Annotated in this window: 15 protein-coding genes; 7 read left to right on the top strand and 8 right to left on the bottom strand. The window is 65.8% G+C overall.

The features are described 5' to 3' along the window. Positions 1-6 precede the first annotated feature (6 nt). On the top strand, positions 7-777 hold the full coding sequence (locus VGP60_RS23305) for an SDR family oxidoreductase (RefSeq protein ID WP_327550191.1): 771 nt from the start codon (positions 7-9) through the stop codon (positions 775-777). A 31-nt stretch (positions 778-808) separates the two neighbouring features. Then, a complete protein-coding gene (locus tag VGP60_RS23300; protein WP_327550190.1) occupies positions 809-1,633 on the top strand; it encodes an IclR family transcriptional regulator domain-containing protein in 825 nt (274 codons plus the stop codon). Positions 1,634-1,674: 41 nt separating this feature from the next. Here the strand turns inward: VGP60_RS23300 and VGP60_RS23295 are convergent, their stop codons facing one another. From VGP60_RS23295 to VGP60_RS23280, 4 genes are all read right to left on the bottom strand, one after another. Next, complete coding sequence (locus VGP60_RS23295) at positions 1,675-2,670, bottom strand: proline racemase family protein (RefSeq protein WP_327550189.1); 996 nt, start codon at positions 2,668-2,670, stop codon at positions 1,675-1,677. Between the two features lie 83 nt (positions 2,671-2,753). After that, a complete protein-coding gene (locus tag VGP60_RS23290) occupies positions 2,754-3,368 on the bottom strand; it encodes a TetR/AcrR family transcriptional regulator (RefSeq protein ID WP_327550188.1) in 615 nt (204 codons plus the stop codon). A 95-nt stretch (positions 3,369-3,463) separates the two neighbouring features. Next, positions 3,464-4,366 carry a fumarylacetoacetate hydrolase family protein gene (locus VGP60_RS23285; RefSeq protein WP_327550187.1) on the bottom strand — a complete coding sequence of 301 codons (903 nt, stop codon included), beginning with the start codon at positions 4,364-4,366 and terminating at the stop codon, positions 3,464-3,466. 43 nt (positions 4,367-4,409) lie between these two features. Beyond that, positions 4,410-5,075: a VOC family protein gene (locus VGP60_RS23280; RefSeq protein WP_327550186.1), complete on the bottom strand. Its 666-nt coding sequence runs from the start codon at positions 5,073-5,075 to the stop codon at positions 4,410-4,412. 279 nt (positions 5,076-5,354) lie between these two features. On the opposite strand from VGP60_RS23280, the gene VGP60_RS23275 reads away from it, so the two are divergent. Together VGP60_RS23275 and VGP60_RS23270 are read left to right on the top strand one after the other, a co-directional pair. Next, positions 5,355-6,005, top strand: a complete 651-nt coding sequence (locus VGP60_RS23275; protein WP_327550185.1) for an FMN-dependent NADH-azoreductase — start codon at positions 5,355-5,357, stop codon at positions 6,003-6,005. Between the two features lie 82 nt (positions 6,006-6,087). Further along, positions 6,088-6,525, top strand: a complete 438-nt coding sequence (locus VGP60_RS23270; RefSeq protein WP_327550184.1) for a lipocalin-like domain-containing protein — start codon at positions 6,088-6,090, stop codon at positions 6,523-6,525. A gap of 27 nt (positions 6,526-6,552) precedes the next feature. Here the strand turns inward: VGP60_RS23270 and VGP60_RS23265 are convergent, their stop codons facing one another. The 4 genes from VGP60_RS23265 to VGP60_RS23250 form a co-directional block, all read right to left on the bottom strand. After that, positions 6,553-7,221: a hypothetical protein gene (locus VGP60_RS23265; RefSeq protein WP_327550183.1), complete on the bottom strand. Its 669-nt coding sequence runs from the start codon at positions 7,219-7,221 to the stop codon at positions 6,553-6,555. A gap of 39 nt (positions 7,222-7,260) precedes the next feature. Continuing rightward, positions 7,261-8,118, bottom strand: a complete 858-nt coding sequence (locus VGP60_RS23260; protein ID WP_327550182.1) for an enoyl-CoA hydratase/isomerase family protein — start codon at positions 8,116-8,118, stop codon at positions 7,261-7,263. Beyond that, a complete protein-coding gene (locus VGP60_RS23255; protein WP_327550181.1) occupies positions 8,115-9,797 on the bottom strand; it encodes an FAD-dependent monooxygenase in 1,683 nt (560 codons plus the stop codon). Before VGP60_RS23255 ends, VGP60_RS23260 begins: the two co-directional genes overlap by 4 nt. A gap of 74 nt (positions 9,798-9,871) precedes the next feature. Next, a complete protein-coding gene (locus VGP60_RS23250) occupies positions 9,872-10,579 on the bottom strand; it encodes an alpha/beta fold hydrolase (protein ID WP_327550180.1) in 708 nt (235 codons plus the stop codon). A 276-nt stretch (positions 10,580-10,855) separates the two neighbouring features. Here VGP60_RS23250 and VGP60_RS23245 point away from each other — a divergent pair, with 276 nt between their 5' ends. The 3 genes from VGP60_RS23245 to VGP60_RS23235 all read left to right on the top strand — a co-directional run bounded on the left by VGP60_RS23245 (position 10,856) and on the right by VGP60_RS23235 (position 13,517). After that, positions 10,856-11,323: a MarR family winged helix-turn-helix transcriptional regulator gene (locus VGP60_RS23245; RefSeq protein WP_327550179.1), complete on the top strand. Its 468-nt coding sequence runs from the start codon at positions 10,856-10,858 to the stop codon at positions 11,321-11,323. A 378-nt stretch (positions 11,324-11,701) separates the two neighbouring features. Next, positions 11,702-12,493 (top strand): enoyl-CoA hydratase/isomerase family protein, encoded by a 792-nt coding sequence (locus VGP60_RS23240; RefSeq protein ID WP_327550178.1) that lies wholly within the window; start codon positions 11,702-11,704, stop codon positions 12,491-12,493. Positions 12,494-12,536: 43 nt separating this feature from the next. Then, positions 12,537-13,517 (top strand): ABC transporter substrate-binding protein, encoded by a 981-nt coding sequence (locus VGP60_RS23235; protein ID WP_327550177.1) that lies wholly within the window; start codon positions 12,537-12,539, stop codon positions 13,515-13,517. The last annotated feature ends 27 nt before the right edge of the window (positions 13,518-13,544 follow it).

Below are 13,544 nucleotides of genomic sequence, written 5' to 3'. Positions count from 1 at the left end.
AGCCAGATGTATCTAGATCAGAACGCCCTCGCCGGACGCACGGTCCTGCTTACCGGTGCCTCACGCGGTATCGGCGCGGTGACAGCGCGGGCCCTCGCGGCGTCGAACGCGACCATCATCGCGCAGTACCGCAACCAGCGTGACGGTGCCGAAAACGCCGTCGAAGCCTTGCCGGACAAGCAGAAGCTGGTCCTGCAGGCCGACCTCGGCACCCCGGCGGGCGCGCGGGAGCTCTGGCGCTCGGCTGTCGAATGGGGCGCGGTGGACGTGCTCGTGCTGAACGCCGCGGTCATCCCGGACACGCCCATCGACGGACCGGACGAGGACTGGGACGCGGGATGGCAGGAAGCCCTGCAGGTGAACGTGATCGGGGCGGGTGCCCTGATGCGCGAAGCGGTACGCTACTTTGTCGCGCGTGGGTCGGGCACGATCGTCGTGCTGTCGAGCTGGGCGGCGGAGCAGGGATCGCGGATACGGGATCTCACGTCCTATGCGGCGTCAAAGGCCGCGCTCCGCAACCTCGCGCAGACGTTCGCTCGCAACTTCGCGAAGGAGGGGCTTCGGGTTTACGTGCTGGCTCCTGGAGTCGTCAACGCCGGGATGGCGATCGCCGGGCAGGACGAAGCGGCGCGGCAAGCCGTCGCGGACGGCCTGGCGATGGGGCGCCTGGTCGAAGCCGACGAGATCGCGGCCCTCATCGCCTTCCTCGCCACCGATGCCTGCCCCAGCCTCACCGGGGCCACGCTGGACGTCAACGGCGCCTCTTACCTCAGATAGTTTCCGGTCCCGCTCCCTAGGAGGTCGTTTCGTGGTTTCCGCCCCACCGTCCGATGATCCCGAACTCGACGACCGGTCTGCCGGACGTTCCCGCGACTTCGTCCAATCCCTGGAGCGAGGCCTGGCGATCATCCGCGTGTTCAACGCCGAGCGGCCGTCGATGACGGTTTCGGAGATCGCGCACGTCTCGGGGCTGACCCGCGCCGCGGTACGGCGGTTCCTGCTGACGCTGACCGAACTGGGTTACGTGTACGGCAAGAACAACCGCTTCCAGCTCACCCCGAAGACCCTGGAGCTCGGCTACTCGTACCTCTCCGCGCTGTCGTTCCCCGACATCGCGTTGCCACGGCTGGAAAAACTCGTCGGCGACACGGCGGAGGCGAGCGAGGGCTCGATCCTCGACCGCGGCGACATCGTCTACGTCGTCCGGGTTCCCGGTTCCGCGATGATGACGATCTCGGTCAACGTCGGCGCCCGCCGCCCGGCCTACGCGACCGCGATGGGGCGCGTCCTGCTGGCGAACCTGCCGACGGCCGACCTCGAAACCTACCTGCGTACCTATGAGCTGACCCCGGTGCTCCCCCGCACCATCACCGACCACAACGCCTTCCGCGCCGAGCTCAAGAAGGTGCGCGAAGAGGGTTATGCGCTGGTCAACCAAGAGCTGGAAGAAGGCCTGGTCGCCATCGCCGTCCCCGTACGCGACCGGATGGGGCGCGCGCGTGCCGCGATCAACCTCTCGACGCACATCGGCCGGAAGTCCGTCGAAGACATGCGCGCGCTGGTCCCCCTGGTGCAGGAAGCGGCCGCCGACATCGAGCTGGGCCTCAGCCACTCCACGAACTGGGCCGACTGACCCGATACGACCAGCAGTGGCGAGGGACGGCCGCGAGCCACTCAGAGGAACCCGACCGGGAACGCGTCTCCCGGGTCCAGGCTGTACTGCGCCGTCCCCGTCACCCACGCGCGCCCCGAGATCCGCGGCACCACGGCGCTGACGTCGCCAACGGAGGTCTCCGCCAGGAGGCGGCCGGTGAACTTGCTGCCGAAGAACGATTCGTTGACGAAATCGGTCTCCAGCCGAAGCGAGCCGCGGGCGTGCAGCTGCGCCATCCGCGCCGCCGTGCCGGTGCCACACGGGGAACGGTCGAACCAGCCCGGGCTGATCACCATGGCGTGCCGGGAATGCAGACCTGTCGCGCCGGGGGCGACCAGGTGCGCGTGGCGGAAGGCGGCGGGTTCCCCCAACGGATGCACGGGCGGCTGCTTCTCCGAGATCGCGGCGACGACAGCAAGACCGGCCTCGAGGATCTGCCTGCCCGCATCGCGCGTGAACGGCAGGCCGAGTTGCTCGAGGTCGAGGATAGCGCTGTAGTTCCCGCCGTACGCGAGGTCGTAAGTGACATCGCCGAACCCCGGTACCTCGATCTCGAGATCCTTACCCGCCAGGAAAGACGGCACACCGCTCACCGAAACCCGCAGCGCGCTCCCGTCCCGCACCTCCACCTCGGCGACGACCAATCCGGACGGAGTGTCGAGCCGGACGACGGTGACGGGTTCGCGTACCTCGACCATGCCCGTCTCGACGAGCACCGTCGCCACGCCCATCGCGCCGTGGCCGCACACCGGCACGGCGCCTTCGACGTCCATGTAGATGACGCCGAAATCCGCTTCCGGGTGGATCGGTGGCTGCAGCAGCGCTCCGGACATCGCTTCATGGCCACGGGGTTCGCACATGAGGAACGTACGGAGATCGTTCCTGTGCTCGAGGAAATGGAGACGACGCTGCGCCATCGTTTCGCCCGGGAGCACGCCGACACCGCCAACCACGACGCGCGTGGGCATGCCTTCGGTGTGCGAGTCGACCGCGTGGATCTGCCGCGATGTGCGCAACCGCTTCTCCTGTCAGGGTTTCTCGATCTCTCCCCGACCATACCCGCGAGTGATGTGCCCCGGGTTCTGTGGAGGCGCCGGTCTCATGCGACGACGAGAGGGAGGAGTACCTGGTCGACCATCTCGGTGATGTCCTTAGTGGTCAGGTCGCGAGGTTCCAAGAGCAGACGTTTGATGACCAGTGCGTGCAACACCTCGAGGACCACGGGCGTCAGACGCTTCGACGACACTTCGCCACGCTTGGCTGCGTCGCGCAGCAGTTCGGTCAGCGCGTCGAACAGTGGGGCCAGGACCTGGGCCTTGAACCGGTCGAGAAGCTCCGGGTAGCGGTGCGCTTCTCCCAGCAGGCTGCGGAATGCCGCACCCTTGACGCCTTGATGCGTGCGGGTCATGTAACGGGTGAGCCCGATCAGGTCCTTCCGCAGGACGCCGCTCCTCGCAAAACCGGCCGGATCCATCCCCAGCGTCTCCAACGCGTCGATCACCAGCGCCGTCGTGTCAGGCCACCGCCGGTACAGTGGGCTTTTGCCGGTGCCGGCACGCTCGGCGACGCTGTCGAAGGTAAGGCGCCCGAACCCGACCTCGGCCAGTTCGGCGACGACAGCATCGGTGATCGCCTGCTGGACTTCGGCAGCGCCCCGCCGGGTACGGACTGCCCGCTCAGTGACCTGAATACCGGCGCTGCTGCGATTCGACATCGCGCAAGCATACGTCAGGCGCTCGCGCGTAGGCCGCGTCGTCGACGCACTTCGCTTGGGGCCACCCACTGTTTCTCCAGACAGTTTCGTCGCGTCTACTCGTCCACCACGGACGTCTTCATGGACCCGAGTCCGGTCATCTCGATACGGACGGCGTCGCCGGGCGTGAGCCACTTCGGTGACGACATCCCGACTGCGGGACCCGCCGGGGTACCGGTCGTGATGATGTCACCAGGCCGAAGTGTGGTGGTGGCGCTCACCCACTCGACGAGCTGGTAGGGACTGTTCGCCATTTCCTTCGCATACGCGTCCTGCCGAGGTTCGTCGTTGACCCACGTCTGGATACGAATGTCCTCGTAACCACCTGCCTCGTCGAGGGTGACCAGCCACGGCCCGGTCGGGAGAAACGTGTCCCACCCCTTCATCCGCATTACTTGAAACAGCGGCGCCATATTCAGCTTCTTGCTCTCACCCTCGCCGAGATCGCGGGCGCTGACGTCATTCGAGATCATGTAGCCCGCGATGTGCTCCGCGGCGCGGTCCGCGGAGATCCTCCGGCCGCCCTTGCCGATCACGACCGCGAGCTCCGCCTCGTAGTCGAACTGCGCGCACTCGACCGGACGCACGATCGGATCGGCAGGGCCCGAAAGCGCCGAGGCGGGCTTGAGGAAAATGACCGGGAGGGTGGGCATCTTCGCCGGGTCGATACCTTGCTCTATCAGGTGACCGAAGTAGTTCGCGCCGCAGCAGAAGATGTTCGGCGGATCCACGATCGGCGGACCGAGACGTGTCCGGGCGACCGGGATCAGCTCGTCGCCCCGTTTCAGCGCCGCGTCGATCCCCTCGCCGAGAATGCCGAGGAACGGCAGCGCACTGCGAAGAGACCCTGCCCTCTCGAGTCCGATATCGGCCAGGACCCGTCCCAGCGGCAGTACGGAGTCGCCGACGACCGCACCGGGAAGTTCGCTGCCACGTGGACCGAAACTGACGAGCCGCATCTGCCTACATCCTTTCGATTGACACGATTACGAAGGCGGCCGGTCACTCGCCGGGCGGAGACCAGGCGATCAGTTCGGCGACGGACTTTCCACCGCGGAGCCCTTTCAGCAGCTCTGCGGGGTCAAAGGGGGTGGGGCTCAGGACGTAGCTGTCACCTCCCGCGTAGAACGCGACCATGTCTTCCTCGGTGTACCCGCTGTCGAAGTACAACTCGACGGTGTTCTTGTCCGGGTCCTCGTAGTACATCGACATCGTCGGGCCGTGGTTGAGGCAGATCGACGGAGTCGTCGAGGAGCCGGCGAGCCGCACGTGCGTCTCACAAAGCCCCTCCAGCGTCGGATACTCGAACGCGAAATGGTTCAGCCGGGCAACGGAACCGACGGCGGCTCCCGGCCGCGCCATCGACACGGATTCGTCGGTCTCGGCGACGTTGAACATGCCGAAGCGATGGTGACTTTCGTCGATCCGAAGGAAACACGCGCTGTGGTCCGTGGTCTCGACACCGATCGTCGCCTCGAGCACATCGATATACCAGTTCTTCATCACTTCGTAGTTGCTGGTGTTCACAACAAGGTGAGAAAGTTTCGGTGGCGCCATTTCTTTCCTCTTCTCGATAGAAGGCACGTCGACGCGGCGTCTCGGAAATCCGCTGAGCCGGCGAAAGCCGGGCGGCGTCGTTGTCCTTGAGGTTAGCCAGAAACCCGGCACCAGTCAAGGACGAATTTGTCCTTAAATGGTGCCGAAGAAAAGAGGGCATCAGTCAAGGACTAACGAGTCCTTGACTGATGCCTGGTTCGTGGATAGGCTCGATTACGAACTGCCGGATAGCTCTTTCGTCCTGCGGCGTCTGACTTTCTCCCGTCGACGCACGAGCGCCGAGATGCTTGCCGCACAAATCGTCTGCTGACCACGGCCGACCAGAATCGTCTCGCCCGGCCGGCGGCCGCGGTAAGTCACCAGACATCCAATAGCGACCAGGAGGTCGTCATGTCCCTGTTCCGTCTCGACGCGAGCATCCGGGTCGAAGGCTCGCACAGCCGCGAAATCGCCGACATCGTCGAGCAGGAGTGGCGCACCACCCACCCGCAATCACCGGTGGTCACGCGGCATATCGGCATCGACCCGATCCCGGCGACCGCGTGGTCGACCGCGGTGAACGCGACGTACGTGCCCGAGGGCGACCGCTCCCCCGAACAGCGCGAGGCCGTGGACTTGGCCGCGGCGGCGGCCGATCAGCTGATCGACGCCGACGCCTTGCTGCTTGCCGTACCCCTGTACAACTTCGGGGTTTCGCAGCATTTCAAGGCCTGGGTGGACCTGGTGATCTGCGATCCGAGGATGACCGCGGGCGTCGAGCCGGCGACAGCGGGCAAGCAGGCGGTGCTGGTGACCGTGCGCGGCGGCAGCTACGCGCAGGGCACACCGCGCGAAGGGTGGGATCACGCCACCGCTTGGATGCGCCGCGTCCTCGCCGACGTGTGGAAGCTGGAACTGAAGGTCGTCGAGTTGGAATTCACGCTGGCCGACGTGAACCCGGCGCTCAAACCGTTCAAGGAGCTGGCCAAGCAGATCCGCGCCGCCGCCAAGCAGACCGCGCACGAGCACGGCCGCGGCCTCGCCGGCACTTTGCGGGTCTGACGCCCACCCATCGAATTCAGCGGGAAGGACAATCATGTCCCTGCGGGCCGGTGCTGATTCCCGACCACTTCGGGAGCGCCTGGTGGGATCGTGGCGGCTGGTGTCCTATGAGGTGCGTGACGGGGCCGGTGTGCTCGTCGGCTACCCGTTGGGAGAGGATGCAATGGGCTACCTCGTGTACACAGTGGACGGTTTCATGTCCGTACAGATCATGCGGCTCGGCCGCCCCAGGTATCAGGCAGGCGGACTCGGCGACGGCACCGACGCCGAGTCCGCCGCAGCCGCCCGCGGCTACGTGGCGTACGCCGGGCCTTACCACGTCGAGCGCGATTCGGTTGTCGTCCACGAGCCGGAAGTGAGCCTGTTCCCGAACTGGGTCCACGCGCCCGCGGCCCGCGAGGTCGTCCTGGTCGAGCCACGCCTCGAACTGACCAACCCGGAAACCCTGCCGTACGGCGGCCGAGAACTTACCGCGGTCCTGCGCTGGGAGCGGTTCGAGCGGCGGGGCTCGGCCACCTGACCGGTCAGGGTCAGGTGGCCGGCGGGCTTATCCCGCGGTTGCGGCCAGCGCCAGGATCTCCTTGTTGGTGTGAACATGTACCCCTGGCCTGTCCAGCTGCAGGGCGGTGATCATCGCCCTCGCCACGACTTCGGACCCGACCGGCCGGAAGCGCCTGAGCGGACCCGCCATCACGCGGGCCGCCACGGGGCCGACCGCGTTCGCGATCCCCTGCCCGGAGCGCCGTTTGGCGCGGTCGCCGAGCAACGTCCCAGGCTGGAAGATCTCGACACCGCCGTAGCCGAGAGCCGAGACGTCACGCTCGGTCTCACCCTTGACCCGCAACAGGGAAATTCGCGACCGGGGGTTGGCACCGACCGCCGAGACAATCGCGAGTCGTTGCGCTCCGGCGCCGTTGGCCAGCCGCGCTGCCTCGACCGGATAGTCGTGATCGACGCGCTGGAACTCCTCTCGGGAGGAGTTCATGGTGGTACCCAGGCAGCAGTAGACGTCGGTGGCGGTGAACTCCCACTGCTCGGCGAGCCGATCGAAATCGACGACGCGTACGTCCAGGCGCCCCGCGGACTCGTCGACGCCCGATAGGGGCCGGCGGGTCAGTACCGTGACCCGGCTGTACCGGTTGTCGGCGACGAGCTGGTTCAGGCAGTGGCCGCCGACGAGTCCGGTGCCGCCGAGCAGCAGCGCGGTTCGAGACATAGTTGAAGCTCCCAAGAAAAAGAGATCGCCAGGGCCAAGTCAGGGCGTGTCGCAGAGTTTCGGCAAGTCGAGTTCCACCTGGTAGTCGAAGGGGACACCTCCTGCCTTGGCCATGATCCGGGCAACGACGGCCTGCCCCGCGTCTGTCGACAGCAGACTTCCCGCGACAGCACCGATATCGGCCAGGTCCGCCGGAAGTGGGATGGCCTGGCGCTTGGTGAGATAGCTCTTGACCGTCGCGACCGCGGACGGATTGAAGCTCGCGATGCGGCAAGCGAGCCGATATACATAGGCATCGAGCTCCGCGTCCGGAATGGACCGGTTCACCAAGCCGTACAGCTCCGCGGTGTCAGCGTCGAAATCATCGGAGCTCAGGACGAACTCCATGGCTCGTGCGCGTCCGGCGAGGAGCTGGCTCCATTCGAGTCCGCCGCCGCCGGGGACCGCACCGAAGCCGACCTCGAGCATCGCGATTCGAGCGTTCTCCTTACTGGCGAACCGCATGTCGGCGCTCAGGGCGAACTCGCAGCCAAACCCCCGAGCCCGTCCGCGCAGGATCGCGATGGTGACCACCGGGCTCGAGCTGAGCCAGTGGCTGAAGGCCGGCCACTCCTGGTGGATCACCATGGGTTCGGACACCCCCTCATCGGAGATGTCGAGGCCCACGTGGTTGATGAAGAACTCCGGGTTCGCGCTTTCGAAGACGAGTACGGAGACGTCGTTCGCCGAATCCCCGGCGAATGACCTGACCGACTGCAGGCCGGCGAACACCTGGGAATCAACCAGGTTGAAGGGTGGATTGTCGATCACCACCGCGAAGCAGCCCGCGGAAACTTCCCGGAGCCGAACCACGTCGTTCCGGATCAGTGATTCTTCGGACATACCGGGATTGCTCATGAAACGCTCCTGTTGAGGATTTGACGCAGCGCGCCGCTCAACGCCTTGTGCTCGTCGTCGGCGCGGTCGGCTGAGCGAAAGCCGACGAATCCGTCCGGCCGGACAAGCAGCGCACCAGTCGGCTCCAGGCCGTAACGCCCCAGGAGATCGCCGATGAGCTCATCGACCGGCACGAGATCGGTGCCCAGCCCGAGCACCTTGACCGGGACGGCCAGTTCGGCACGAACCTCATCCGCGGCCCGCACCCAGCCCGCGTTGTCCGGGCCGGTCAGGAGGACGAATCCGCCGTCGTAGACGTCGATCGTCGAAATCCGCTCACCACCGAGACACACCCAGGAGTGCGGAGCCCGCGCACCCGGCCGGGCGGTCGGCCGGTACTCGGCGACGCCCGACACGAGCAGCTCGGTACCGTCGGGTACCACCGCCCCGCTGACGTACTGGTATCCGAATTGCTGGCCGTGCGAGGCGAGCTGGTCTCGTTGCGCGGGAATACCTTCGGCGATCGCGCGGCGAACGGGTTCTCCCGCGTCGGTCTCGATGGCCGAAAGAAGACTCTTGTCCTGCGACAGAAATCCTGTCTTCTCCATCTGCCGCGTGTTCTCCATCATCTTGTCGCCGTTGAACTCCGCAACCGGGAGCCGCTCGGCCTCGTACGACTCGAGCAGTCCGTCGCCGGCGCGCCATCGCAAGCTCGCGATCAGTTTCCAGACCAGGTTGTGCGCGTCCTGTATTCCACTGTTCATCCCGAAGCCGCCATGCGGCGGGAAATGGTGCGCGGCGTCTCCTGCCAAGAAGACCCGGCCCTCACGCCACCTGTCCGTGACCGCCTGATCGTGGCCCCAGGACCAGATGTGATGAATGGTGAACGGCACGACCGCACCGATCGCGTCGGCGACCTCCCGCTCACAACGATCTCGGGTAACCGCGTCGACGTCCGCGCCGGGCGGGATCTCGAAGTTGTAACGCCACCGAGTGGGACTGTCGCGAATGAACGCCCCCTGCGTGTCGGCGTTGATAATCCAGATGATGGGGGAACGACGGCCACCGAGAATGGCGTCCAGGTCCGCGTCGAACTGAACGTTGATCGCCGTACCCAGCGACGCCTCGCCGTGCTCACCGATCCCCAGCTTGCGCCGGGCGACACTGCGTATACCGTCCGCCCCGATCACGTACTGCGCGACGACGGATTGCCGCGCGCCGGTACGGTCGGTATAGGTCGCCGTGACCGAAGCGTCGCCGGCGGTGAGGTCGACGACCTCGCAGCCGAGTTCGATGGTCACGCTGTCCAGGTCGCCGGCGACTTCGGCGAGCACCGGCTCGAACATGTGCTGTCCCACGGTCGACATCTTTTCCGGCGATTGCTCGTCGAACACGCGGGAAACCCCACCGTCCTCGCCGAGGACGAGTTGTCCGAGCTCGATACCGGTCAAGCGGGTCATCCAGGCGATCGTGACCTCGTCGGGCATGCCGGCGGTCAGCGCCTTGACCGGTCCGGCGACCTCCCATTCCCGGAAGATCTCCATCGTCCGTGCGTGCACCCCATTGGCCTTGGGATACCTGGAGAATTCGGTACGCCGTTCCAGCACCAAGCAGGTGATGCCCGCGCGGCCGAGGGCCAGCGCGGCGCTCAAGCCGACCGGACCCCCACCGATGATCAGCACTTCGGGATTGTCGGTCATTTCAACTTCTCCTCGTCACAACGATGTGAGTTCGGTGACAGCGACATAGCGGCGCTGAGCTCGTATGCCGCTTACTAATCGTTGGTGACGAACGAAACAGCGACGTCCAAGCATTTCGCGAGGGTGGGGATCTCAAAGTGGTCCGCGCCGTCGAGGGTTACGTGTTCCGCCTTCGGAATCGTCGTGGCCACCAGCTCCGATTGCCCGGCGCCGTCCGCGCTGCCGTCGATGACCAGCGCGTTCGCCGTGATCAGGCCCAAGCCTTCGACGGTGACGAACCGCTTGCTTGCGGCAAGGTAGTCCGCGATCGCCTCCGGATCGTTGCCGGCATCGGCGATCACCGCGCGAAGCAGGTTCACCATGGGATTGTCCGAGGGTTCCGAGGAACGCAGGCTGTCGATGAGAGGCTGGTTCATGGCCGCGCTGTGCATCCCGCCGGTCATCACGGCGTCGGCGGCGGCGAGAACAGCGATCCGCTCGAACAGATCCGGCTGTTCGCTCGCCGCAAGCAGCAACGCCCACGCGCCGGCGGAGAACCCGATGGCGTCGACCGAACCGTGCTTCGCGGCCTCGTCGAGGAGGAGATCGGCGGCGTCGCGCCCCGCGGCATCCTTGGAGGCCCCATGGCCGGGAAGATCCACGCCGATCACGGTTCGGCCGGCCGCCTCGAGTTTGTCGACCCAGCCGTTCCGTCGCCACAGCGAGTCGAAGTTCGACCCCATGCCGTTGATGAGAATCACCGGCCGGTCGAGTGCCGCACTGATTGAGCTCGAGTCGCTCATGCCTTTTTCTCCTTGTCATGATCATTGGAAGATCGCTCGTGGCAGCAGGCGCCGGCTACCCGACAAGCGCGAAGGGACACTGTCCGACTCACGTCCAGCTGGGTGAAGCGGTGGCCAGGAGCGGCCTCGTCAACCCAGGATCCGCGATTGACCAGGACAGGATAGTATTTGCCAAGATGTTCTTTGTCAAGATTAGTCCACTGAGGACACTGACGGCCGAGGAGTACGGTCTAGCTCCGAGGACGCCACGGCGCGGACATTGGGTACGATGCTCGAATGGAAGGCTCCGAACATCCGCTGCACGGCGACATCAATTGGCTACTGAATCGCGCTTGGCTCGGATTCGGCCAGAGTAAGTCCGCCGCACTGGAGGCGACCGGGGTGACCCTCAAAGAACACTTCGTGATGGTCGCGCTGATGTCCTCGCCGATGACCCAGCTGGAGTTGTCCGCGCTCGTCAAGATCGACAAATCCGTCATCTCCGCGACCCTTGACTCCCTCGAGACCAAAGGACTGGTTGTCCGAACCCCGGATCCACGGGACCGGAGGGCTCGCCGACCGACCCTTACCGCACGCGGGCGCAAGCTCTGCCAGCGTGCGACGGCCGCGACGCAGAAGGCCGAACAGGATCTCCTTGGTCATGTCGATCCCACCCAGCAACAGGCCTTCCTCGACGTACTCCGGCACTACGCCTTCTCCGAGTTCGTCGACGCTCCAGGGTTCACGCGGGACCTGCAGAAATAGTTAGTCCCCGACTCACCGTCGACCTGAACGCCTCGGCCGACCCGGCAAGCCCGACCTTAGCCGCGAACCGAAACCGCGTCAAGGACTGTTCGGTCCTTACCGTGGGGAAGCCAAACGTGGCGTGCTCTTCTGTCGGCAGACCGCTCAATCTGGTGGGTGGGCTCGTGAGTGTCTACGAGTGTTAGAACACTTGTTGTCACTCACGACCCCACCTGCCCAGTGGCTTCAGCGATCCCGCTGAGCTGGCCGCACCGGACTCGGGAACCGGACGAACGTGCGGTTCGCCCACCGGACCCTGTCGGTGTCCATCCTCCCCGATGGTGGCGATACTCGGCGCTGTCACGTGATTCGACGTTTCCCGACCCACCGGAGCCAGTGATGACGCCCATCCCGCCCACTAACGCATCGCGATTGCACGTGAGCATCTCCGGTGCGGTGGCCACTGTTCGGATCGACCGGCCGCCGGCCAACGCCTTCGACCCCGCCCTGATCGCCGAGCTACTCGACGCGCTCGGGCCGCTGACCACCGATCCCGACATCCGCTGCATCGTTGTCCGCGGCGTCGGACGCTTCTTCGTCGCCGGAGCCGATATTGCCGTGATGCGCGAGCTCACCGAGGAAACCCAGCGTGCGATGCGACCATGGGTCGAGGTGCAGCGCCTGCTGGAGACGGCCCCGAAACCGGTGCTCGCCGCGATCAACGGCCATGCGCTCGGCGGCGGCGCCGAACTGTCACTGGCCTGCGACATGCGGGTGATGACCTCTTCGGCGACCATCGGCTTCCCGGAGGTGGGCCTCGGACTGTTTCCCGGCGCGGGCGGGAGCCAACGCCTGCCGCGGCTTCTCGGTGCGCACCGCGCAAAGCTGCTCATGATCAACGGTGACCGGCTCGCGGGCGAGGAAGCGCTGCGGATCGGGTTGGTGGACGAGGTCGTACCGGACGCCGAATTCGATTCCCGCATAGACGGTATCGCCCGATCGCTTGCGGCCAAGCCGACCCGAACCATCGGGTTGCTCAAGCACGTTATCGAGGAGGGACGCGAATTGCCCATCGATCAAGCGCTGGATGTGGAGTTCGCCGCTGTCCTGGAACTGATAACGACCGCCGACACCGCCGAGGGCTTGCAGGCGTTTCTGGACAAGCGGGCCCCGGTCTTCACCGGCCGCTGAGACGAATCGAATCGGCATTCCGACTACGTGCAGGAAAACCACCATGACATCCAGATTTTGTCGACCCACATTTGTTGCCATCGCCGTGCTCGCGGCGGTCACCCTCGCCGCCACCGCCTGCTCCCGCCCCGCGACCACGGCGGCGTCGGGAAACGGCCCGATCCGCATCTCGGTCGGCGTCGACCCCTCCTACGCCCCGTTCTTCCTCGCCGACAGGGAAGGCTTGTTCAAGGCGGCCGGTCTGGACGTGCAGATCGTCCAGACCGAGGGCGGTGCGGCCGGCGCGCAGAACGTCGTCGCCGGTACCTCCGAGATGTCGGGCAACGCGGACTCGACCGCCCTGACCGTCATGGCCGCCAACCCGACCTTGCGGGCACTCGGTGTCTACGAGGATTCGCAGCGATACTTCCAGGTGGTGCTGCGCCCGGGCGTGACTCCACAGTCGATCAAGACGATGGGGGTGTTCCCCGGCATCAGCCTGTACTTCACCGACATCTACCTGCGCAGCCTCGGGATCGATCCGGCGAACACGAAACTGGTGAACACCGGCCCGCCGGAACAACCCGCGCTTCTCGCGCGCGGCGACATCGACGGCTTCATATCGTTCGACCCGTGGATCGCTCAGGCTGTCGGAACCGGCGGCAAGGTGGTCGCGACGAGCGGTGACTTCGGAGCGCAGTACTCACAGTGGTTGCTCGCCTCGCAATCCTGGCTCGCGACGCACGAGGACACCGCCGCGCGCGTATTCCGGGTCGTCGCCGACGCTGCCGCCATCGTGCAGCCCGATCCGGACAGGGCGGCGAAGGCTGTCTCCGCCTCCATCCAGATGGATCCCGCCGCGGCGAAGCGCACCGTCACCCAGATCAACTTCGGTGCACGCGATTTCACCGACGACGACATCACCCGCGCCGATTCCCTCGTGAAGTTCTTCCGCGGCCAGAACAAGATCTCCGGGCCCGTTGACACCGGCACCGGCATCCTGCGCGGTTGGGTGACCAAGCATGTCGCCGGACCGCCTGCCTGAGGAATGTGTCTGTCGCACCGCCCCGTT

Origin of the sequence: Amycolatopsis sp. (genome assembly GCF_036008905.1) — a bacterium.
Classification (GTDB): Bacteria; Actinomycetota; Actinomycetes; order Mycobacteriales; family Pseudonocardiaceae; genus Amycolatopsis.
This window is presented reverse-complemented; position numbering and strand designations above follow the sequence as displayed.